Genomic DNA, 20,896 nt, shown 5'->3' with positions numbered 1-20,896 from the left:
AAAAGGAAGTTAATACGACGAAAAATCCAATTAAAATAAAAATGAACAGAATCAGAACATTCTTAACACTTAAAAAAGGATATTTCACGGCATCGATGACTACCTCTTTTAAGTTCATATGCTTTGATACTTCCTTTTCATTAATAAAATTAATGATAATATTGGCATAAAAAGATTATTGCTCTCCTATAATGTACTGATTTTGGTAATTTTCCACGATATTTCTGTGTTAATTAATAATTTGAGATGTATCACAGTATAAAAACTTCATAATTTAGATTTTAATGAAGCAAAGAAAAAAATTGATAAAGTCTTTAATTCATGCCCCTTAAGTGCAAATTATAATTTTAACTAAAAAAATTAATAATAAGGATTTATTAATGACTATTAAATATATATTTGAAGAGGAGTTAATTTATGAGTACATATACATATTTTAGTTGAGGTAAACCATGATACAAACAGTAACAACAACTACCACCACTATTAGAATGCCACTGATAGTTATCGTTAGTATAATTCTTATTTTGTTAATTATAATAATACTTATCAAAAGAAAAAAATCTTAAATATTAATTGTAGATTTTGAAGCTGTTGAGTGTTATGTTGAAGTTTGTTTGTTCGTTATTGAATTCGTTTACTGGTGCTTGGAAGGTAAATCCATAAGTGTAACCATTTTTTATGAAGTTTATCTCTTTAATTATTAGTGATCCTTTGAATTGTGATAAGTTAGAGACAGTATAGGTATTTTCATATGCAGTGGTACCGTTGATTGAAGTTGTATTGTTTGAGATTTTTACCCAGTTACCATCACCTTCATTCACTGGATCCTTGATTGAATCAATTAGTTCTTGGTTTGACAATCCTTTTGGGTTGGGAGCTATTACAATTGTTATTTGTGTTGTGTCGGAATAATTTTTAACAATATTTATGTTGATGTTAGTTCCATCCACCACTTTATATACCTGCCAATGAGATGGAATATCAAAACTAACTCCATCTCCAGAATAAGTATTTCCATCCATATCCACACTTGTAACAGAACCAGAACTAGAACCAGAACCAGAAATAAAACTAGAATCAGAAACCCCAAACGTATTAAGGGTTATATATCCCACTGACAAAATAACGATAATCGAAATAGTTAATATTAGGCCAATATATTTTTTTTGCATTTTAAAATCACCATTGCGGATAGAATATCAATTACTTTATGCCAACATCATATTAATTGTTTTTTACTAAACTATTCTCAAATAGAATTTATATTAAACTATTCAATATACTCAACTAATTTTTTTAGAGCACATGCCACCAAAGCCCTAACCCACCTTAAAGAAAATCCTACATACTTCACATAACTTCATAGATTTTGCATTTATTTGTTTTTCTCTAAATATTTGGAGGCAAAGTTTGAACAACTTGATAACATGGCGTTATTAATTCAAAATAACTAAGGATCATAATTTATCTATGAAAACTGACTTTTATGAATCTTTATTTTTATATTTTTCAGAATTAATATGTTGAATATCGTTTTAGATAGGTTTACATAGTCTGTTGGTATAATAACTCATATACATTTATGGAGAGATATTTCATGGAAGTTATACTCCAACAGTTGGCAAGTTTCAGTGTTCTAATCTATATTGTTTCAACCATGCTTTCAATGGGACTGAAATTTTTTCCTAAACAGTTCTTCGAACCTTTGAAGGATAAAAGTCTGGTTTTAAAGTCTTTAGCAGCTAACTTCGTGGTGCTGCCTGTTGTGACATACATCATTTTACAGTTAATTCCATTACAACAGGGACTTGCAATTGGCTTGGTTTTGATGGCTGCAGGAGCAGGTTCGCCGTTCATGTTGAAGTTGGTACAGTTTATGAAGGCAGACATGGCCTTTGCAGTGGGATTGATGTTGATATTATCCACAGTAACTCTTATCTACATGCCGCTACTGCTATCACTACTCATACCTGGTGTTTCTGTAAATCCCCTTTCAATTGCAGGTTCCCTTCTGGGTTTGATATTTGTACCCCTGATAGTTGGAACAGTTTTGAAGTTGAAGTACACAAAACTCGCGGCAACCATCCAACCCATCTTCAACAGGCTTTCCAACATATTTATATTCATGGTGGTGGTTCTCTACCTTGGACTCAACTACCAAGACTTCATAACAGTGTTTGGTACAGGTGCACTAGTTGCAGCTTTGATGTTTGTAACAGCTGCCTTTGTAGTAGGATATTTACTTGGTGGTCCTTCTAAAAATACGAGATCTGTACTGGGTATGGGAACAGCCATAAGAAATTCATCTGCAGCCTTCGTGGTGGCTGTAACTAATTTCAGTTCGGAGTACGATGTCATGGCCATGATAATTGTGGTTTACATGTTAAGCATAATTCTCATGTTCATAATCTCAAGCTCAATGGGCAGGGGATCCAAAGTGTTGGAAGTAGCATGACCCGGCCCATAAAAAAAAATATTTAAATTATCCTTTTATTTGTAGTAAAGATACTAAACAAAATTTTTCTTTTTATACAATTCATTTAAATTTTTAACCAGCTTCTAGGATTTGACTCTTTACTGGGTTCTTCTCATATTTTCCCTATATTTGTTCTTCATCGTAGACCTTGGGTCCGTAAAGCATGTAGCCTATGCCCACGAATATCAGTATAAATTCACCGATAGTAACGGCGGGTGGTGGGGAAACAGTAAAGAAGAAGAGTGCCTGATCAGCAGGAGCAACAAGGAAAATGAATGCTGCACCTACAACAGCCAAAACTCCGGCAAACTTATTTTTCCGAAGCCAGATCAAAACCAGCCCCACAAGTGGAATCAGTAATCCTATTACTATGAAGAACACTCCAAACAACAATGTACGTATTTCAGGTGAACGGGTCTCAACTCCCAGCGGAGTTAAAATAAACCCTAAAATAAATCCAATTCCAAATAATACAGCCAACATCTTCATTGCACCTGTCAAAGGTGCTTTTATAGACTTAGAGTTGTTACTTTCCATGTTTTCCTCCTAATTTATTTCTTATTATAATATATGCGCCTGGAAAATAATAAATTTATTGAAATAAAATGTGTTTGTCCTGGATCTTAAACAACTTCGAACATAGATTTAACAGCTTTTTTTAACAAATATATTAAATATTGAATTATGCTGTTTTAGGGGGAATCCTAGTCTATGGCTCTTGATGATAAAAATAATCCTGGGGAAACTAAACCAAAATATCACAAGAAAGAGTTTAATGGGGATCTAGAACCTGCCACCGAGGTTAACACTACATTTTCACGTCGTAGGGCAGTTGTAAGAATTGGTTTAGGATTGATGGCCATGGTGTTATGGTTCTTGGTAGGTGTTTCACCCACCATAATTTTTTCATCCAGTATACAAGAGTTTATAGGCGTTTTTTCATTCTTCGTTGAGTATCCGGTCATGTTCCTGTTGGTGGCCTTTCTAAATATCTTTCTAGGTTTAATTGTCTATCTATTCATTGGTGTCTGGTGGTGGGCTGCATTTCACCTCATCTGGTCAATCAGATGGTTCTATGGATACTTCAAATATCGTAAAACATCCCTTGTGGAAGTAATTAAGAATATGAACCAATAAAACACATTAGAAACATGGATATTACCAATTGGAGAATACGAAATGCGGGATAAAAGGTTTGTTTCCCAACATCGGGGCGGGCCACTAACAAGGGAACAGCACTTCCAGCTGATTCAATGGGCCTGTGAAGTAGCTCAACATGTGCTGTACCTGTATGGTGAAACTACTAATCCTAGGCTTCTTAATGCGTTGAAAGTTGCTAACGATTGGAAGGAAGGAAAGGCTTCAGTTGGTGATGCTAGATATGCTTCGGTAGATGCAATTAAGGTTGCAAATGAAGCTTCAAATACTGTCCAAACCATGGTGGCTAGATCTGTTGGACACGCAGTTGCAACTGCCCACATGGCAGACCACTCCATAGTTGCAGCTTGGTATGCACTGAAAGCAGTAAAAATTGCGGATAAATCTGTAGATAATGAGAGAATATGGCAGAATAATCAACTACCCCCTAAAATTAAGGAGCTTGTCTTATCAGCAAGGATGGATAGTAAATTTGAAAAAATATGAATCAAAAGAAATAAAATTAATTAGGGTATTTTCTTCTTGGGTCATTCCCATTTTATTGTCGGTTGCATGATACGCACTAAATGGGCCAGAAAAATATTCCTTCAAGCTCGGGATGATGGGAATATGGCCGGTATGTAGGGTTCAGTGTTTAATCAGCTAATATTATATCTTCATGGATTCCAGTATTTTTATCGTGGTTTAACCCTTTGATATAGATACGTGCAGCTGCATAGGCTACTAAACCTCCTAATAGACCTCCTATTACAATTCCCCACCACACTCCGTTTTCTCCCCAACCAAGGGTGATTGCCAGGATGTATGCACTTAAAACGACAAATACAACTTCCCTGAGCACTGTTAATATGAGGGATGTGGTTCCCTTCCCAACTCCTTGGAATGCTGAGCTGGACATTATTCCCAATGGTAGGAATATGAAGAACAGACACATTACCTGGAGAAACGATGCAATTGCAGGTTCTAGATAGGCACTTGTAGAGCTGTAGGTAAAAAGCATGGCGATGTAAGGTGCAAGTAGATATATCAGAACACAGATGATCGAAGATACAACGAGTCCGATCTTCACAGAGTAGTTGTGTATCATTGATATGTTTCCATATTTTTTGGCTCCGTAGGATGCACCAACGATGGTTACCACCGATAATCCAACTCCTATTATTGGTGACATGGAAATCATTACAACCCTCCAACCTGTGTTGTAAACTGCAACTGCATCTGTTCCTGCAACTTTAACCAGTAAAATATTCAGGAATATTGCAAGGATGGACATAACAAAGAACTCCACACTTGCTGGTAATCCCACGCTCAGAATATTTTTAGTAACCTTTAAATCGGGTTTAAAGTCCTTTAACGTGAGTGAAACATAGGTGTCTTTCTTTATAAATAGCCAGTATAATAGGATGATGGCCACCAATGCTGTGGATATTATGGTGCCCCATGCTGCTCCTGAGATACCCCATCCTGCCCAGTAAATGAGTATGGGATCAAGGATCATGTTCACAACAGAGGAGAGTACCATGGCATACATGGTTCTTTTAACATCACCTTCTGCACGAAGTATACCGTAGGATGCCCCTACAAACAGCGATAAAATAGTTCCACCTATGATTATTTGTCCGTACTCCACTGCAAGATTCAATGTGCTTCCAGCACCAAACAGTAAGAGTAGCGGTTTAAGAAATATTAACAAAACCACGGACAGAATTACTGAAATACCTATGGTAATAATTACCGAGTGCATTGCAGCGTTGTTTACAGATTTTTTGTTGTCCTCTCCTATGTAACGAGATATTGCCGATGCAGCACCTGCACCTAGACCATTACTTAAACCCATAAACATCATGAATAATGGAGTTACAAATCCCACTGCAGCCAGTGCATCTCCGCCCAGACCTGCAACCCATACTGCGTTAACCACGTTGTAGAGTGACATTAGGATCATGGCAATGATCATGGGTCCTGAAAGTTTAATCAATGCCTTTTTAGGGTCTCCTAATATTGTTGAAACTCCCTCTGTTTTATCATCTTCAGTTGGGAGATTGGGTGATGATTGTAAAGGTTCATTATTTTCCATTTTATTCACCAAATAATTCTAAATTTTTAATCCATTTTTAGTATTTAATTCTTATTTCTAATGTTCTAAGCACTGTTTTTGTGCGAGTAAATTCATAAATATTCTATTAAATTTAAGATATTCATCTTCATTTTAATTCTGCACAACTATTTTCTTCCAACTCTCTTACTTGGTGGAGAAAATCCTTTATCCACATCGTAATTCCCTGAAAAAATTATAACTGTTTTGAGTTCCAATATTTATCATGAGAATAAGGATTTGAATTCAATATTTTGAAGAATCAAAATAACAGTTTAATAATGTTTAGTGGAGGAGGGTGTGTATGGTCGGTATAGGTTTATATCCCATATTTGGCAGGCCATTTGTAATTTATTTGGGTGTTTTAACGTTAGCTTCGTTTTTTTTAACTGCTGTATTCGGTTTCAGTTATTACAGGGGCTGGTTAAAATTTAAGTGGCATCCAACAATGGTTGTAATTTCCTTTATCCTAGCAATGCTCATGACTTTTATTGGATTATCACTACACAAACCTTTAGTTGGAACTTTAGGTATTTTAGCTCTGTTTTCGTTTATCATAGCTTCGCTCATTGGCTTTGGTATCCATCAAAGAAAATTCAGCCTACAATTTAAGTGGCATCCCGGATTGGTCATATTTGCTTTTATCTTTGCAGTACTCCATGGTGTAGTTGGAGTACTAACATTTAGCTGATATTTCACAGGATCCATAGTTTTAATTTTTGGAGATTCTGTAGAGGATGGTGAGTGCCGAGAGCTGGATTATGTTGATTATGCTCAGCATGGTTGAAGGTCCTAAATTTGAAGCCAGTGAAGGTGATACACCCACCATTATATGGGCCAGTAACCCTAAAGTGACAAAAATGTTTTGGATAAGCATTACTGATGCAAAGTAAAGGAGTCCTATGGTGAAATGGGATTTAATTTCTTTATATGTTTTCCAATAAGATTTTAAGAGTAATAATAGTAAACAAACATTGGCAATGCCTGCCCCTATGGATACGTAAAATAATACCGTTATTATTGGATTTAAATCTAAAATTGCCATTTTAATATCCTCTAAATTAATTCTTTTTTAAAGTAAGTTCTTTATTATTTCGTTTAAAACATGGTAGTTTTCTTCCATCCCGGATGTGAGAAAGTACAAAGTTCCATACTTTTTTTCCCCACTTGAATCGATCATTTTGTTCTCTTCCAAGGTTTTCAAATGATGACGTATCGTTTTGTAGTTTAGGTTGAGTTTTTCTGCAAGTTGATTAGCATTGTATGGTCTTTCATTCAATGCCCTAACTATTCTGGCACGATTCGGTCCTCCGGCAGTACCGGCAAATACCCACCAAATCAGTTTATCCATTTTCTACTCCTTCAAACCATTCTGCTTCTAAAAAAAAATTGTATTATATCTAAATTTTAGAATGTTTCACACAATTTACAGGTTTACAACAGCTCCCTTTATTTTATTAACAGTTTCTCAAGCTCTTTTTAAAAAAAATAATGGAAAATTATATTTTTTTTAAGTTGACTCCGATGTTTTTTTGTCTGATAAGCATTTTCCATCTAAAACTGTGACTATCCTCTCTGCCATGTTTCCGACGTAGGGTTCGTGTGTCACCATAACGAGCGTAACATTTTCTTTGGCATGCAGATCCTTTAACAGGTTTAGAATAACTTCTCCAGTTTTGGAATCCAAGGAACCTGTGGGTTCGTCTGCTAAAATTATTGATGGATTGTTAACAAGGGCTCTGGCTATTGCAACCCTTTGTCTTTGTCCGCCTGATAGTTTGGTTGGTTTTTGATCCACCTTGTCTTCAAGTCCCACAGATTTTAGAAGTGCCAGTGCTTTTTTTCTCATATCCTTTGAGCTGGTGTTGGTTTCGTACATGGGAATTTCAACGTTTTCAACCACAGTTAAATTCGGTATCAGATTGTGCATTTGGAACACGAAGCCGATCTCCTTGGAACGAAATTTATTGAGGTTCTTGGTCTTCATCATATCGATCCCAGCCACGTTGATGGTTCCTTCATCTGCAACATCCAAACCACCGATCATGTTAAGTAATGATGATTTCCCAGAACCTGAAGGTCCCATTATGGATATGAACTCTCCCTTTTTGACGTTTAAGTTCATACCATTCAGGGCTTTTATTTTACCGTTGTCGTAGCCCTTTTTCAAATCCTTTATTTCTATGATGTTCTCGTTATTCATAGCGCAGTGCCTCCGTTGGGGATAATCTGCTGGCCCTGTATGCTGGATAAAGTCCTCCTATGACTCCCACTACCAGTGCAACTGCAAATGCCCTTAGGAATATGTAGATAGAAAATGACGGTGTTATAACGCTTCCAACAGATGGTACCAAGGTAAGTAAAACCTCTACACCCACCACAGCTATCAGTGTTCCTGCAACAAATGCCAGCAGTGTGAGAACTATGGATTCTCCGAGTATCATGCCCAATATTCTGGTATCCTTCCATCCAACAGCTTTTAAAACTCCTATTTCCCTTGTTCTTTCATAGACAGTCATTATCATGGTGTTAATAACTCCAACAGCCCCAATGAATATGGCTAAAAGAGATATTGCCCAACTAGCTGTGTTTATGAATCCTAGTCCCTGATTTATTCTGTTGGCCTGATCAGCAGCTGTTGATGTGGTAAGCTGGTTAGGATAGGCATCTTGTATGGTGTTGCTTACAGTGGTCACGTTGGCATTGTCAGTTACCTTCACAAGAACACTGCTCACCTTATCTTGATTGCTTGTGAGATTTTGAAGTGTTGAAAGCGGCATCATAATACCGTTGTCCGTCATGAAACTCCCTGTTTCAAAGGTTCCTTTCACTGTGAAGTTTTTACCAAACAGATCTATGGTGTCACCCACAGTTTTATTAAGACTTTCTGCCGCAGTTTTACCTATTATAACCTGGTCAGTACTGTCGTTGGTAAAAGCAGTTCCATTAACACTGTCAACACCCAGTAAGCTCAGTTTATCAGAGTCTACACCTGTGATGGAGAGACCTCCAAAACCACCTGCCTGGCTGGTATTGGAACTTGAAGCTCCGGAAGTGGTGTTTGTTGCCCTTAAAACACCTGCAGTACTTTTAACTCCACTTAATGGGAGTAAATCATTTACATAAGTCTGGTTAATGGTTTGGCCTGATTGCATATTGGATGAACCGGCTTGGCTAACTGTAATTTCAGCCGAACCTGCCTTCAGAGTACTCTGTGTTGAGTTCTCAAGCCCTCCGGTGATCATTCCAAGTGCCACTATAACCATTATTCCAATTGCTATTCCAACAATAGCAAGGGAACTTCTAGTTTTGTTTCTGAATGGATTTTTCACCACCAGCGATAAAAATGACATAGACCCTCATATGCATAAACGGCATATAAAGCGTTATACACGATTCATGCGTGATTCATGCATAATTTATGCCAAAATCATGCCAAAATTCAAACACAAAAATTAGTAAAATTATTAATATGGAAAATCCCATGAAATAAAATTTATTCAATATTCTAAAATGGATTGGTTAAGTTTCATGGCTTTTTTGGGTAGGGTGAAGTAGAAGCTTGATCCGTATCCCAGTTCGGATTCTACCCAGATTTTTCCGTTGTGTCTTTCCACAACTCTTTTACAGATGGAGAGTCCAATACCAGTTCCAGGATATTTTTTTCGTGAATGCAGTCGTTTGAAGACGTCAAAAATTTGCTGCTGATGTTCTGGATCGATACCAATTCCTTCATCACTCACACCAACTATCCATTCTTCACGAGTTTCCTCGGCAGAAATATGTATTTTAGGGTTGGTTTTATGGAATTTAATGGAGTTCGAAATCAAATTCTGAAAGACCTGGCCAAGCTGTGAAGAGTCACACCTTACTGTTGGTAACTCGTCACGAGTGATCTGGACACCTTCTTCCACAATGGTATTTTTCATCCCCAACAACACATTATCCAAGAGCTGGTTAAGGTCACTGAATTGATACTCAGTTTTTTCTGTGTTAAGACGTGAGTATGCCAAGAGATCATCTATCAAATCTTTCATCCTGTGGGATCCTTCCACTATAAACTCAATGTAATCATCTGCATCAGAATCCAGCTTATCCTTGTACTTCATGGCCAAGAGCTGGGTGAAACTGGTCACCATCCTCAAAGGCTCCTGCAGATCGTGGCTTGCAACATAGGCAAACTGCTCCAGTTCCTTATTTGAAACCTCTAACTTTCTAATTAGTCTATTTTGAACGTCCTGCTGATGGATTAATTCAATATTAACTTTTTCAAGCTCCTGATTTGAAATATGGAGTTTATTGGTGAGTTCCTTCTCATTTTCAAGTAAGTTCTGCTGTTTAAATTCATATTCCTTCAGCGCTGTTATATCCACATTGATACCTATAAGTTTCAAAAGTTCTCCATCATCTCCCTTAATAACCTGCCAACGTCCCAGTAACCAATGAACACTGCCATCAGCCCATTTCACCCTAAATTCAGATTCTGTAGGTTCTCCAGTTTTTAAAGCAATATCAACACCATTTATGGCTTTCTGCTTATCATCGGGATGAACTAATTCTTCCCAAGCACCCTGCGTTCCTGGAAACTCACCTTCTTTAAGGCCGTAGATGGCTTCTAATTCTGGTGTCCAGATGTTCACACCTGTTTGAATGTTCCATTCAAATGTACCAATGTTAGACACCTTCTGGGCCAGATTAAACCTTTCATAACTTTCTTGAAGTTTTTCTTCAACTTTTTTACTTTTGGTGATGTCGTAGGTTACTAAAAGCATTTTCCAATCTGGGAATGACAGTGGAATGGCACTTACATTGGTCCATATCATGTTGTTGTTGTCTATTAGAACTCCAACTTCAATATCTTTAATTGGTGTCTGTTCCTCAAATGCCCTGCTACTTGGAAGTTCATCTGGAGGTATTTCAGAGTAATCTGAATTGTAATACTTTCTCTCTCCATACTTTCCAAGTTTTAACTCGGTTTCAGATAGGCCTAAAATTCTTTCCAGCGCAGGATTTTCGTAGATAACTTTTCCTTCATTGTCGATTACAGAGATGCCAACTGATAAGTTTTCAAATAAAGTGTTTAATTTCTCCTTACTTTCAACTAATTTTTCTTGAGCTTTCTTATGGTCCGTGACAATTTGAATTGATATGGCAATGCCATCTGGAATAGGAGTAACAGTGGCATAAAACCAGTCATCAATCCCATCGGATGAGTAGTGTTCTTCAAATTCAACTACCTCCTGAGTGTTCACGGCCTCTTTGTACATATTAAAGAAGTTTGTCTGGGTAAAGGTGGGCCACAGTTCGGTCATGCGAAGGCCAATAATTTCTTCAGAGTTTCGACCCGTGCTTTTGGCAGCCTGTGCATTCTGGTATATGTAGCTGAAGTCCACGATCTCACCTTGATCATCGTACACTGGTTTGAGAATTGTGAACCTGTCAAGGGAGTTTTTCTGCACAGCTTGAAAGTGCTTTTCACTTTCTTGAAGTTTTTCTATGGTTAGCTTGTGTTCGGTGATATCGTTAATTGAAATGAGTATCATGGGTTTTTGATCTCTACACTCAAAGCTCTGGGCATTTAGATTCAGGATTTTGGGGGTGCCGTTTTCAAAGAAGTGGTTCATTTCGAAGTCTTTGATGGGGGGTGATTCCGGTAAAATATCTTCCAAGAGTCTGCGTAAATCAGGACTGTCCCATTCTCCATTATTTATATCGTAAATTAAATTACCCACGGTGTCTGAAGGATCTACATTAAAATAGTTTGAAAATGGATCGTTAAATGTAATAACCCTTAAATTTGCATCTAAGACAATTAAAGGTTCTCGGATAATATCCATTACACTTTCTAAAAAAAGGTTTGTTGATGTAATTTTTAAACAGGATCCATCAGAGTTGGCAGTCATAAGACATTTCCCCCAAAATATCATTTTTTAATATTAATTGACTTTGAGAATATAACCACATTTCGATTTAATTTTAATTTTTCTAAATGATCTTATGGATCCGTAACTTGATTTTGTAGATATAAAGCCACAAATATTTGCTTTAAGCAACATTTTGATGAATTTAAAGTGTTTTGTTAAATTTGTTTATCATAGTTTTGTCAATGAAAGCCTTGGAATGAACCGTAATGTGGGTAGTTCAACTAAACCGTGGTTGAATAAATGTTTAAGGTGGTTTCAGTTGCATTTTACTACTGCCTGTTCCAGATGAAATACGAAACAGTTTTAAATATTCTTTCTACAATATACAATCGGTGACTTTGATGAATGATTTGAAAAATGATTTGAAATATATAATTTTGGGAATAGTACTAGCGTTTATTATAACTTTGGGCTTCACAAAAATTTTTATGGGTGGACTATATTTCATATTTGCTAGTTTTTTAATAACTGGAATAATTGTGGGCTACTTAACAAGTGGTGACACTAAAGATGTTGCCATCAATGGAATGGTTGTAGGATTTATTGGGAGTATAATTTTCATTTTATTCGTATCAATCATGACCATGTTAACAAGCACTCCTCATATGAGTACATCTATAGTTATCATGTCTATTGGGGGAACACTTATGTTTGGAATAGTGGCAGGTGTTATATTTGGAATCATATGTGCAATTGGGAGTATCATTGGTAGTTATATAAAGTCTAAAACCTAATATTTCATCTTTTTTCTTATTGAGTTTTCTTTTCTTTTTTTTGGGTTGCATTTTTCTAGAAATATATGGGTTGATCGATTGCTTTAATAGCATGGAAATAGCATAGATCATGGAGGAATGTGTAAATGGAAATAGATAGAATCAACTACTGGATTTCTGAAGTGTGTATAAAGGATGGTCATATTCACAGCGTTAGATTGTACAGGGACAGTGAACTGGCCTATGGACTGGATCAAACCTGGACAGTACAGCAGGTTATTGACACCATAAATAAGGGTTACAACATAAACACCATAGTAAATGTGAAGGGTAGATGGGTGTCAGGTGCCAGGGTTAAAATCATGACCATTGGTGGAACCAGCTACATCACAACAGAAAGGGATGAATCTGCCCCTGACAATCTTGAAAACTTACCAAAATTCTAATGCGAGTGTTAATCAATAAAAACTATGAGTTTTCCATAATATTTTTTTGTTTTTTTATTCAGATCGCATATTAAATTTCCTACAGATGGATGTAACGGTTAGTAGAACTTGATTGGAGAATAAATATAAAAAAAATAAAAGCGTAAGAAATTATTTGGTTTAAGTGTGAACATTAAATATTATATTCCTTGGTGTAATGAGTCATACTTTTCAATATCTAAGGTTTTCAATCCATAAATACTATTTTGCATTGAATTTAAAAAAAAATTTGGGAAAAAAATTAATATTTCTGGGCTATTTTTTTAGTCTAGGTATTATATATCCCCCAATGACCATTAAAATTGCCAATAGGAGTCCTGCTATCGGAACACCAGTGTGCTGCATGGCTATTGTGTTTGTTGATGTTCTATCTGTTTTGTTTGTTGTTGATGTCGAGTTTAGAGTTGCACTGTTTAATTTGAGGGTTTCTGAGGATAATGAGGAACCGAATATATATTGTCCTGCTTTTACTGTTTTTCCTGTGATATACAGGTAAGGATCACCTACTGGCACGTTTGTTAAGGTCCATGTTATGGTGCTGTTTTTAGTGTTGTAAGTCCAGTTACCATCTCCAGTAATATTTGATACATTAAATCCTACTGGTATTGGGATTTTTACTGTAACGTTGTTTACATAGTCTGGTCCATTGTTACTAAGTTTATATGTGAGTGTGAATAGTTCTCCAACTTTTGGATGATTGTTGGATGATGTAATCCTTAAGTAGAGATCATACACAGGATTCACTGGCGTTGTATTTACTTTTAACTGGTTGGTGTTGTTGGTTCCAATATATGTACTGTTTCCACCATACTCTGCGAATATGGGATATGTGCCTTTGTTTTCTGTTATGACGTATTTGAGTGTTGCTATTCCATTATTGTTAGTTTTAACTGTGCCTAAAAAAGTACCATTAATACTGAACTGTATATGAGCACCCTTAACTGGGTCGTTGTGATTGTCTGTTAATCTGGCAGTTAAATTAACACTATCACCCTTCAAACCACTAACTGGCTCAACATTAACCTTCGTAGTTGTTTTGATTGTTACACTTTTAATCACAGTTTCGCTATCTACAGTTGCTGATATTTTTGATATCCCTTTATTAAATCCAGTAAATGTTGTGTTTGCTTTTCCATTTGTAGTGATGGAAGATACTGGGCTTACAGTTCCATTTGAATCACTACTGAAGTAAACTGTTAATCCATCTGGAACATGTCCCTTTCCAGGGTCATGATAAACACCGTTAGAATCATGGAGTAAATCAGCATTAATATTAGATTTACCGTCGATTTTAATGGTTGCAGGGTTTGGAGTCACTGTTAATACAATCCATGGATTGTATGATACATTTGAGCCGCTTATATTGGCTGAGGGATTTGTATTGGAACCCCACCAGTTATACCTTGCATCAAATGTTCCATCGGAATTGTAAATAGCATTACCAGTACCTGCTTTGTTTCCATAGATTCTATTGAAATTAACAGTAGCAGTACCAGTATTGAAGATAGCACCACCTCTTGTAACCACATTGTTATTTGTGAAGGTACTGTTTTTAACAATTAAGGTGCCTGCATTGTCTATCGCACCACCCCAAAATGATGCAGTGTTATTTGTGAAGGTACTGTTGTCAACATTCAAAGCACCATTCTCAGTATAGATAGCACCTCCACCTGCAAGATAACCAGAGGCACTGTTACCTGTGAATTTACTGTTATCAACAGTTACACCACCACCAGAATTGTAGATAGCACCACCACCAGCTGTATCATATACAACGTTGTTTGTGAAGGTACAGTTATCCAAGTTTAAAGTACCTTGATAATTGGATATAGCACCTCCATAATTTGAAATGTTATGAGTGAAGGTACAGTTATCCAAGTTTAAAGTACCTCGATTATTGGATACAGCACCTCCATAGGATGATCTGTTATCAGCGAAGGTACTGTAATCAGAAGTTATAGTAGCGTCGTAATTATTGTATATGGCACCACCACCACCTGTTGTGGTGTTGTTTGTGAAGGTACAGTTAACCATATTCAAAAAACCGCCGTTGAAGATAGCTCCGCCATGATTGGCCCCACCAAAATCACTATTTGCAATGTTGTTTGTGAAGGTACAGTTATCCAAGTTTAAAGTAGCACCATACATGTTTTCTATGGCACCACCTAGATTAGAACCACCATAAGAACTGGTAGCACTGTTATTTGTGAAATTACTGTTACTAATAGTCGCAGTGCCAAAATTAGAGATAGCACCCCCACCATTATCTGATGCAGTGTTGTTTATAAAGTTACAGTTATCAACTGTCAAATTAGAACCCTTTGAATTGTCAATAGCTCCTCCCTGGCCATAAGTTTCAGAGTTGCCAGTGAAAGTAGTGTTATAAACAGCCAATGTACCGGTATTCTCGATTGCACCGCCAGATCTTGATGTTCCGTTTGTAAGTGTTAGATTTATGATGGTGAGTTTTACATCAGTTGCAACTGTGAATATTGAATTTCCAGATTGTTGTCCGTCTACGATAGTATTCAGCTGATTTTCACCTATGATGGTCATATTCCTGTTTATCTGGATATTACTTTCATTATAGGTCCCTCTGGCTATTTGAACTCTTCCATTAGATTTTGCTGTTCCTGTTGCATTATTAATAGTTTTTTTAGCTAAAAGCCAAGTAGAACCATCAGATGCATCGCTTCCACCTGAACCATTAACGTAGATGGTGTTCACAGGAGTTGCTGAAACATCTGTAACGCTGACATTAAATATCAGGCCCAGACTTAAAAGTAGTAGTGGAAGTAATATTGCTTTTCTTTTGAAGAATAAGTTTAATTTGTTAGTCAAGTTTCTTTTTCACCTCCTTTATGCTGGTTCTAAGTTATTTAAAACACATCACTGACCATTTAATCAGATGGATAAAAATGGAGATAAGAAATTTGAACATCCATATAATATCCATAAAAGGGGGCTAATAAAAAATTTATTCAAAGAATTTTAAGTGCTTTAATCCTTTTAATTTATTAAAATGTAAAAATTCTATTAACTATGGTATGTAACATACCCCAACATAAATAATTCATTCACGTTAATATAAGTTTTTCAAGGATTAATGTGATTTTTGGCACAATGAACTAGGTTTTATAACATAATTAATGTATTATTTCTTGAATATTGGAAAAAAACAATTATTTGCAACTATTTACAGTAAAATTAAGTATCTTTTTAATTTTATAATGTTAATAAAAATATTTATTGAGCTGATTGAAGGATTCAATAAATTTATCTGAAAAGTATTCCATGCTACTTGAAAAATCTGCATTATATTCGCAAGTTTTGGATTAAAAAGAGAAAAATGTACCTGAAGTTTGTATCTAAGATAACCATATAAACAGCAGCACGATCTACAGGGACAGTGAACTGGCCTATGGAGTAGATCAAACCTGGACAGTACAGCAGGTTATTGACACCATAGATAAGGGTTACAACATAAACACTATGGTAAATATAAGGGAGATGGGTGTCAGGGGCCAGGATTAAAATCATGACTATCGGTGTAACAGCTACATCACAACAGAAAGGGATGAATCAGCCCCTGACAATCTTGAAAACCTACCAAAATTCTGTTAAAAAAAACAGGGAAACCTATGCTTGAAAACTTTTAAATCTCTAAACCAAGCATTTGTAGGTTTCATTTTTAAATCCATATTCAGTTGTTTAAGGTGTAACATGTGGTTTAAAATATGCTGTGGGCCGCAATGTTTATATAGGATCAAAGTAAACCATAGTTATTACAAATTATAACAATTTTTATTTTAATATTTTATATAAATTTAATTCTGTTGATACCTGACAAAAAAAAGAACATTTATATAGTTAAGATACAATAGTTTATCATCACTTCGATATTTATCGAAATGAAAATCTATGTTAAATGTGGGGTGTTCAATGGAGACCAAAAAAATGGCAAAAATATTTAAAGCCCTTTCAAACCCCAACAGGTTAGAACTATATCTACAAATAGTTAAACAACATGAAACAAGCTACAAAACATGTGGGGGATGTTTAATAAGTGACATAACCAAATCCTTAAACATTGGAGCACCAACAATTTCACACCATCTCAAAGAACTATCCAGCGCCGAATTGATCTACACAGAAAAAAAAGGCAGGTACCTAGTAGCAAAGGTAAACGAAGACGTGGTAAACCAGGTAAACGAATATTTAAAGCTCCAATAGGAAATTTAGCTAAAAATTATTGAAATTTATTTAAAATTTTACAAAAAAAATTTATACATTCAAAGGATTGTTAAAACAATTTTATAAAATTCGGAGGATTCAGTATCATGACAAATCCAACAGTTCCAGTTGAAGAAAAGATAGATCTGGAGAAAAAAGAGGATGTCCAGACTTACAAATCAACTGACGATATAAAAGTACCTGACATGATAATAGATCAGATCATAGGTCAGGAAGAAGCAGTTGAAACCGTAATAAAAGCTGCAAAACAAAGAAGAAACGTGCTGTTAATAGGAGAACCAGGTATTGGTAAATCCATGCTAGCTAAGGGAATGGCCGAACTACTGCCGCCTGAAGAACTTCAAGACATACTGGTCTACCCAAACATGGAAGACAACAACAACCCACTCATAGGTGCACTTCCAGCAGGTGAAGGTAAGAAGGTGGTAAACACCTACAGAATCAAGGCCAAATCCAAGGATGAAAAGAGAAATCTGCTCATGATGCTGGTAATTGGTGGAATTCTAATAGCCGGAGTACTCACAACCCAGTACCTAGCAGCCATCATAGCAGCAGGAATAGTTCTCCTTATCATCATGCAGATGAGACCTAAAAATAATATGCTGGTACCAAAACTCCTTGTAAACAACGAAGGCAAGAACATGGCACCATTTGTAGACGGAACAGGATCACATGCAGGAGCCCTACTCGGAGATGTACGCCACGACCCATACCAGTCCGGTGGACTTGGAACACCAGCACACGACCGTGTAGAACCTGGAATGATCCACAAGGCCAACAAGGGAGTTCTCTACATCGACGAAATCGGAACCATGAAGATGAAAACCCAGCAGGAACTCTTAACAGCAATGCAGGAAAAGAAATACTCCATAACCGGTCAAAGCGAATCAAGCAGTGGAGCAATGGTAAGCACAGACGAAGTACCATGTGACTTTGTACTGGTAGCATCAGGAAACCTGCAGGTACTTGAAGGAATGCACATAGCACTCAGGTCAAGAATAAGGGGTTACGGTTACGAAGTTTTCATGAAGGATTCCATGAAGGACAGCCCGGAAAACAGGGAAAAACTCGTCCAATTCGTTGCACAAGAAGTTAAAAAAGACGGAAGAATACCACACTTCTCAAGCGAAGCAGTACAAGAAATTATCCACGAAGCACAGCGAAGATCCGGTAAAAAAGACGAACTAACCCTGAGACTAAGGGACCTTGGAGGACTTGTAAGGGCCGCAGGAGACATAGCCAAGGAAGAATCAGCACCAGCAGTAACCATAGATCACGTACTAACCGCTAAAAAACTTGCAAGAACATTGGAGCAACAGATAGCAGACAGGTACATAGACCAGAGAAAAACCTACAGTGTCTTCGAATCAGATGGGAGCAAAGTAGGAATGGTCAATGGACTGGCAATAATCGGAGACAGAAGCGGAATCTTACTCCCAATAGCTGCAGAAGCAGCACCTGCTCAGAGTAAGGACGAAGGTAAAATCATAGCCACAGGAAAACTCGGAGAAATAGCCAAGGAAGCAGTACAAAACGTCAGTGCAGTCATCAAGAAAAACACAGGAACCAGCATCACAGACCACGACATACACATCCAGTTCCTACAAGCCTATGACGGCATTGAAGGAGACAGTGCAAGCGTATCCATTGCAACCGCAGTTATATCTGCCCTTGAAAATGTACCTGTTGACCAGACAGTGGCACTCACAGGATCACTCAGTGTCCGTGGAGATGTCATGCCAGTGGGCGGAGTCACAGGGAAAATCGAAGCAGCAGCAGAGGCAGGAATGAAACGGGTAATCATACCAGACTCAAACATGGCTGACGTACTGATAGAAGAAAAGTACAAGGACAAGATCGAAATCATACCAGTTAAAACCATGAGCGAAGTACTTGAAAATGCACTCTCTGGAACTGAAAAGGACAGACTGGTCACAAAGATGAAGAAGATCACTGGCAAAGTACCTAAGGACATCATACCAACCATCAACAACCCAACCACACATTAAATAAAAATGTCCCATGACTATCCATGGGATACCTACATATTTTTTTTATGGAATTTGTATTCTTTTTCAACTGATTTTCATTTTTTTTAAACATTTTAGTTTGATATTTACACTTCAATTATACATTGAAGCGGTTAATTCTAATTGACTATATTTATATGCCGTGTTTTAAGGATTCCAAAATATTTATGTTTCAAGTTGTACTATTCCGTATTAGGGGGATTAACATGGGAATTTTAAGCAGTAACGAGAAAACTCCGGAAGAAAAAAGAATTGAAGATTTAATGCGTAAACCCATTAATGGTGCAATTAAACCTCATCTTAAAGCAGCTTTAAAGAAGATGGCATCAGAAGGTAAAAGTATTGATGAAATTGAAAGACATTACAATGCTACTGTTACTAAAACTCAATTTATAGAAAATAGGAAAGCAGAATACGCTACAGAAGCAAAATTAGCTGATCAAGTTTACAAAGCTTATATAACGGATGGATTATCAAGATTAGATAAGGTAAATGGTAGATTTTTAGCTTCTATTTCTATGAAAAATGATATATTAATTGAACAAAATAATCGAATTATTAGAAATTCAAGTAAATAAAGAGAATAGTGATATAAAACCAAATTTTTGTCCAGAATGTGGAACCCAAAATAATGACACAGCTAAATACTGTGTAGAATGTGGAACTCAAATTCCCAGTGATGTTCCAGTAATTCTATAGCTCATAAATCAACAATAGCAAATATACAAACTCAACCTCAGTACAACATATTATAGTTGCATTTTATTTTTAAACACTTAGGAGGTTAATGAAAAAAAATACGAAAAATAATGTGTTTAAAGAAATTAGTATCCTATTAAAAACTATTTTTTGAGGTTAAACTGTTTCAATCTTTAAATCAACAGTTTTAATATCTAATAATTTGGTTATGGCCATGAAGAACCTTCTGAAGATCATTTTATGTTCGACTATTTCGCCATTTTTACCAGGATAGGCATTTGATCCGTTGCATTCGATTTTTTTATCTCCAAATTGGATCCTAATATTCCATCTATTTCCATCCAAGTACATATATTCAGGTATTACGTAGTTGCCTGCCCAGTCCCAGGCATTGATTCTGTCTAATTTTTTCCAGAATTTGGCCCAATCTTCTTCTGTGGGCACAATTGATTCTTCATCATCAGAGTATCCGCATTTAAACATGCCATTTTCATATTTTAAAATAGTATATGGAAACGAAATAGACGTAAAATTAAATTCAAAAACTTCTGGTATGAACTTTGAAATTTCAACTTGGGTTTTCATTCCAAACCTCTGATATTGTATCATCGAGAATATATACTCATATGGTTAAATGGTCAACTGTTTTCTAATTGATGTTTTTAATACAGTTTGTTTACAACATCCACCTTTCTGAAGTAGCCAGATAGTGTGAATTTCACCTGTTGATCCAGTGCCTGTTTGGAATCTGCTTCTAAAATGTAGGGACCCGTCATTATTTCAGTGTCAGTATCTTCAACATTTATTTCAACCCTGTGAATTTCTCCTTCCTTTGAAGGGTCTTCTTCGTTTGTGTAGTTCTCCACGTATACAGTTGGATTTTCAATTGATTCAACCTTTCCAACCAAATCCCATAGTGTTATGCCCATCTAATCACCTAAATTTTTTGTAATGTCTTTTAATAAGATTATAATTAACCACTAAGATCTATTTAATATCTACAATTAACATTAAAATTTGATTATAACCTTATTGGTGCTTGTGGTTAATAAAATTTCA

General features: G+C 36.3%; 23 protein-coding genes (1 of these 23 running past the window's edge). 10 read left to right on the top strand and 13 right to left on the bottom strand.

Going from position 1 to position 20,896, the window contains the following annotated elements; genetic code table 11:
* Together METBO_RS14080 and METBO_RS07560 are read right to left on the bottom strand one after the other, a co-directional pair.
* Positions 1 to 118: the 5' portion of a DUF4013 domain-containing protein gene (locus tag METBO_RS14080; protein ID WP_013645108.1), read on the bottom strand. 1,202 nt of this gene lie to the left of the window's left edge; the window shows 118 of its 1,320 coding nt (coding positions 1-118); it begins with the start codon at positions 116 to 118; its stop codon lies off the left edge, out of view.
* Positions 119 to 572: 454 nt separating this feature from the next.
* Entirely contained in the window at positions 573 to 1,175 is a 603-nt protein-coding gene (locus METBO_RS07560; protein ID WP_013645106.1) for a PsbP-related protein, read from the bottom strand.
* Between the two features lie 425 nt (positions 1,176 to 1,600).
* Between METBO_RS07560 and METBO_RS07555 the strand changes: the two genes are divergently transcribed.
* The gene (locus METBO_RS07555) at positions 1,601 to 2,458 is read left to right on the top strand and encodes a bile acid:sodium symporter family protein (RefSeq protein ID WP_013645105.1); all 858 of its coding nucleotides are present in this window, start codon (positions 1,601 to 1,603) and stop codon (positions 2,456 to 2,458) included.
* A 144-nt stretch (positions 2,459 to 2,602) separates the two neighbouring features.
* On the opposite strand, the gene METBO_RS07550 is transcribed toward METBO_RS07555, so the two are convergent.
* Complete coding sequence (locus METBO_RS07550) at positions 2,603 to 3,016, bottom strand: hypothetical protein (protein WP_013645104.1); 414 nt, start codon at positions 3,014 to 3,016, stop codon at positions 2,603 to 2,605.
* A 174-nt stretch (positions 3,017 to 3,190) separates the two neighbouring features.
* Between METBO_RS07550 and METBO_RS07545 the strand changes: the two genes are divergently transcribed.
* Together METBO_RS07545 and METBO_RS07540 are read left to right on the top strand one after the other, a co-directional pair.
* Positions 3,191 to 3,616, top strand: coding sequence for a hypothetical protein (locus tag METBO_RS07545; protein WP_013645103.1), 426 nt, complete (start codon positions 3,191 to 3,193; stop codon positions 3,614 to 3,616).
* Between the two features lie 42 nt (positions 3,617 to 3,658).
* Positions 3,659 to 4,123, top strand: coding sequence for a putative immunity protein (locus METBO_RS07540; protein WP_013645102.1), 465 nt, complete (start codon positions 3,659 to 3,661; stop codon positions 4,121 to 4,123).
* Positions 4,124 to 4,271: 148 nt separating this feature from the next.
* Here the strand turns inward: METBO_RS07540 and METBO_RS07535 are convergent, their stop codons facing one another.
* Positions 4,272 to 5,714 (bottom strand): MATE family efflux transporter, encoded by a 1,443-nt coding sequence (locus tag METBO_RS07535; RefSeq protein WP_013645101.1) that lies wholly within the window; start codon positions 5,712 to 5,714, stop codon positions 4,272 to 4,274.
* 322 nt (positions 5,715 to 6,036) lie between these two features.
* Here METBO_RS07535 and METBO_RS07530 point away from each other — a divergent pair, with 322 nt between their 5' ends.
* Positions 6,037 to 6,423, top strand: coding sequence for a hypothetical protein (locus METBO_RS07530; protein WP_013645100.1), 387 nt, complete (start codon positions 6,037 to 6,039; stop codon positions 6,421 to 6,423).
* Positions 6,424 to 6,444: 21 nt separating this feature from the next.
* Here METBO_RS07530 and METBO_RS07525 read toward each other — a convergent pair whose 3' ends face one another.
* The 5 genes from METBO_RS07525 to METBO_RS12790 form a co-directional block, all read right to left on the bottom strand.
* Complete coding sequence (locus tag METBO_RS07525; RefSeq protein ID WP_048186406.1) at positions 6,445 to 6,777, bottom strand: hypothetical protein; 333 nt, start codon at positions 6,775 to 6,777, stop codon at positions 6,445 to 6,447.
* A 27-nt stretch (positions 6,778 to 6,804) separates the two neighbouring features.
* Positions 6,805 to 7,083: an ArsR/SmtB family transcription factor gene (locus METBO_RS07520; protein ID WP_013645099.1), complete on the bottom strand. Its 279-nt coding sequence runs from the start codon at positions 7,081 to 7,083 to the stop codon at positions 6,805 to 6,807.
* A gap of 159 nt (positions 7,084 to 7,242) precedes the next feature.
* Positions 7,243 to 7,935 carry an ABC transporter ATP-binding protein gene (locus METBO_RS07515; RefSeq protein WP_013645098.1) on the bottom strand — a complete coding sequence of 231 codons (693 nt, stop codon included), beginning with the start codon at positions 7,933 to 7,935 and terminating at the stop codon, positions 7,243 to 7,245.
* Positions 7,928 to 9,085, bottom strand: a complete 1,158-nt coding sequence (locus METBO_RS07510; RefSeq protein WP_013645097.1) for an ABC transporter permease — start codon at positions 9,083 to 9,085, stop codon at positions 7,928 to 7,930. Before METBO_RS07510 ends, METBO_RS07515 begins: the two co-directional genes overlap by 8 nt.
* Positions 9,086 to 9,232: 147 nt before the next feature.
* Complete coding sequence (locus METBO_RS12790) at positions 9,233 to 11,635, bottom strand: PAS domain S-box protein (protein ID WP_013645096.1); 2,403 nt, start codon at positions 11,633 to 11,635, stop codon at positions 9,233 to 9,235.
* 362 nt (positions 11,636 to 11,997) lie between these two features.
* Between METBO_RS12790 and METBO_RS07500 the strand changes: the two genes are divergently transcribed.
* Together METBO_RS07500 and METBO_RS07495 are read left to right on the top strand one after the other, a co-directional pair.
* Positions 11,998 to 12,390, top strand: coding sequence for a DUF5518 domain-containing protein (locus tag METBO_RS07500; protein WP_013645095.1), 393 nt, complete (start codon positions 11,998 to 12,000; stop codon positions 12,388 to 12,390).
* Between the two features lie 125 nt (positions 12,391 to 12,515).
* Entirely contained in the window at positions 12,516 to 12,815 is a 300-nt protein-coding gene (locus METBO_RS07495) for a DUF3892 domain-containing protein (RefSeq protein WP_013645094.1), read from the top strand.
* Positions 12,816 to 13,109: 294 nt separating this feature from the next.
* Here METBO_RS07495 and METBO_RS07490 read toward each other — a convergent pair whose 3' ends face one another.
* Together METBO_RS07490 and METBO_RS13430 are read right to left on the bottom strand one after the other, a co-directional pair.
* Positions 13,110 to 15,695, bottom strand: a complete 2,586-nt coding sequence (locus tag METBO_RS07490) for a beta strand repeat-containing protein (protein ID WP_013645093.1) — start codon at positions 15,693 to 15,695, stop codon at positions 13,110 to 13,112.
* 474 nt (positions 15,696 to 16,169) lie between these two features.
* Complete coding sequence (locus tag METBO_RS13430; protein WP_144017541.1) at positions 16,170 to 16,394, bottom strand: hypothetical protein; 225 nt, start codon at positions 16,392 to 16,394, stop codon at positions 16,170 to 16,172.
* 402 nt (positions 16,395 to 16,796) lie between these two features.
* Between METBO_RS13430 and METBO_RS07485 the strand changes: the two genes are divergently transcribed.
* From METBO_RS07485 to METBO_RS14115, 4 genes are all read left to right on the top strand, one after another.
* Positions 16,797 to 17,087: an ArsR/SmtB family transcription factor gene (locus tag METBO_RS07485; protein WP_048186405.1), complete on the top strand. Its 291-nt coding sequence runs from the start codon at positions 16,797 to 16,799 to the stop codon at positions 17,085 to 17,087.
* A 206-nt stretch (positions 17,088 to 17,293) separates the two neighbouring features.
* Positions 17,294 to 19,117 carry an ATP-dependent protease LonB gene (gene lonB / locus METBO_RS07480; RefSeq protein WP_394294938.1) on the top strand — a complete coding sequence of 608 codons (1,824 nt, stop codon included), beginning with the start codon at positions 17,294 to 17,296 and terminating at the stop codon, positions 19,115 to 19,117.
* A gap of 227 nt (positions 19,118 to 19,344) precedes the next feature.
* Positions 19,345 to 19,716, top strand: a complete 372-nt coding sequence (locus METBO_RS07475; RefSeq protein ID WP_013645090.1) for a hypothetical protein — start codon at positions 19,345 to 19,347, stop codon at positions 19,714 to 19,716.
* Complete coding sequence (locus tag METBO_RS14115) at positions 19,676 to 19,837, top strand: zinc-ribbon domain-containing protein (RefSeq protein ID WP_083804475.1); 162 nt, start codon at positions 19,676 to 19,678, stop codon at positions 19,835 to 19,837. The genes METBO_RS07475 and METBO_RS14115 overlap by 41 nt, the downstream gene beginning before the upstream one ends.
* Positions 19,838 to 19,993: 156 nt before the next feature.
* On the opposite strand, the gene METBO_RS12785 is transcribed toward METBO_RS14115, so the two are convergent.
* Positions 19,994 to 20,422, bottom strand: coding sequence for a hypothetical protein (locus METBO_RS12785; protein ID WP_013645089.1), 429 nt, complete (start codon positions 20,420 to 20,422; stop codon positions 19,994 to 19,996).
* Between the two features lie 77 nt (positions 20,423 to 20,499).
* Positions 20,500 to 20,766: a hypothetical protein gene (locus tag METBO_RS07465; protein ID WP_013645088.1), complete on the bottom strand. Its 267-nt coding sequence runs from the start codon at positions 20,764 to 20,766 to the stop codon at positions 20,500 to 20,502.
* Positions 20,767 to 20,896 lie beyond the last annotated feature (130 nt).

This window comes from Methanobacterium lacus (assembly GCF_000191585.1).
Lineage (GTDB): Archaea > Methanobacteriota > Methanobacteria > Methanobacteriales > Methanobacteriaceae > Methanobacterium_B > Methanobacterium_B lacus.
Note: the sequence above shows the minus strand (reverse complement) of the source record. Positions and strands in the feature narration are given on the sequence as shown.

What these genes read in the sequence shown, in the direction of transcription:
- METBO_RS12785 (WP_013645089.1), bottom strand. Translation starts at nt 20,422, where the DNA reads ATGAAAACCCAAGTTGAAATTTCAAAGTTCATACCAGAAGTTTTTGAA.
- lonB (WP_394294938.1), top strand. Translation starts at nt 17,294, where the DNA reads ATGATAATAGATCAGATCATAGGTCAGGAAGAAGCAGTTGAAACCGTA.
- METBO_RS13430 (WP_144017541.1), bottom strand. Translation starts at nt 16,394, where the DNA reads ATGATTTTAATCCTGGCCCCTGACACCCATCTCCCTTATATTTACCAT.
- METBO_RS07525 (WP_048186406.1), bottom strand. Translation starts at nt 6,777, where the DNA reads ATGGCAATTTTAGATTTAAATCCAATAATAACGGTATTATTTTACGTA.
- METBO_RS07485 (WP_048186405.1), top strand. Translation starts at nt 16,797, where the DNA reads ATGGAGACCAAAAAAATGGCAAAAATATTTAAAGCCCTTTCAAACCCC.
- METBO_RS07475 (WP_013645090.1), top strand. Translation starts at nt 19,345, where the DNA reads ATGGGAATTTTAAGCAGTAACGAGAAAACTCCGGAAGAAAAAAGAATT.
- METBO_RS07550 (WP_013645104.1), bottom strand. Translation starts at nt 3,016, where the DNA reads ATGGAAAGTAACAACTCTAAGTCTATAAAAGCACCTTTGACAGGTGCA.
- METBO_RS07540 (WP_013645102.1), top strand. Translation starts at nt 3,659, where the DNA reads ATGCGGGATAAAAGGTTTGTTTCCCAACATCGGGGCGGGCCACTAACA.
- METBO_RS12790 (WP_013645096.1), bottom strand. Translation starts at nt 11,635, where the DNA reads ATGACTGCCAACTCTGATGGATCCTGTTTAAAAATTACATCAACAAAC.
- METBO_RS07545 (WP_013645103.1), top strand. Translation starts at nt 3,191, where the DNA reads ATGGCTCTTGATGATAAAAATAATCCTGGGGAAACTAAACCAAAATAT.
- METBO_RS07535 (WP_013645101.1), bottom strand. Translation starts at nt 5,714, where the DNA reads ATGGAAAATAATGAACCTTTACAATCATCACCCAATCTCCCAACTGAA.
- METBO_RS07560 (WP_013645106.1), bottom strand. Translation starts at nt 1,175, where the DNA reads ATGCAAAAAAAATATATTGGCCTAATATTAACTATTTCGATTATCGTT.
- METBO_RS07530 (WP_013645100.1), top strand. Translation starts at nt 6,037, where the DNA reads ATGGTCGGTATAGGTTTATATCCCATATTTGGCAGGCCATTTGTAATT.
- METBO_RS07520 (WP_013645099.1), bottom strand. Translation starts at nt 7,083, where the DNA reads ATGGATAAACTGATTTGGTGGGTATTTGCCGGTACTGCCGGAGGACCG.
- METBO_RS07510 (WP_013645097.1), bottom strand. Translation starts at nt 9,085, where the DNA reads ATGTCATTTTTATCGCTGGTGGTGAAAAATCCATTCAGAAACAAAACT.
- METBO_RS07500 (WP_013645095.1), top strand. Translation starts at nt 11,998, where the DNA reads ATGAATGATTTGAAAAATGATTTGAAATATATAATTTTGGGAATAGTA.
- METBO_RS07495 (WP_013645094.1), top strand. Translation starts at nt 12,516, where the DNA reads ATGGAAATAGATAGAATCAACTACTGGATTTCTGAAGTGTGTATAAAG.
- METBO_RS07465 (WP_013645088.1), bottom strand. Translation starts at nt 20,766, where the DNA reads ATGGGCATAACACTATGGGATTTGGTTGGAAAGGTTGAATCAATTGAA.
- METBO_RS07515 (WP_013645098.1), bottom strand. Translation starts at nt 7,935, where the DNA reads ATGAATAACGAGAACATCATAGAAATAAAGGATTTGAAAAAGGGCTAC.
- METBO_RS07555 (WP_013645105.1), top strand. Translation starts at nt 1,601, where the DNA reads ATGGAAGTTATACTCCAACAGTTGGCAAGTTTCAGTGTTCTAATCTAT.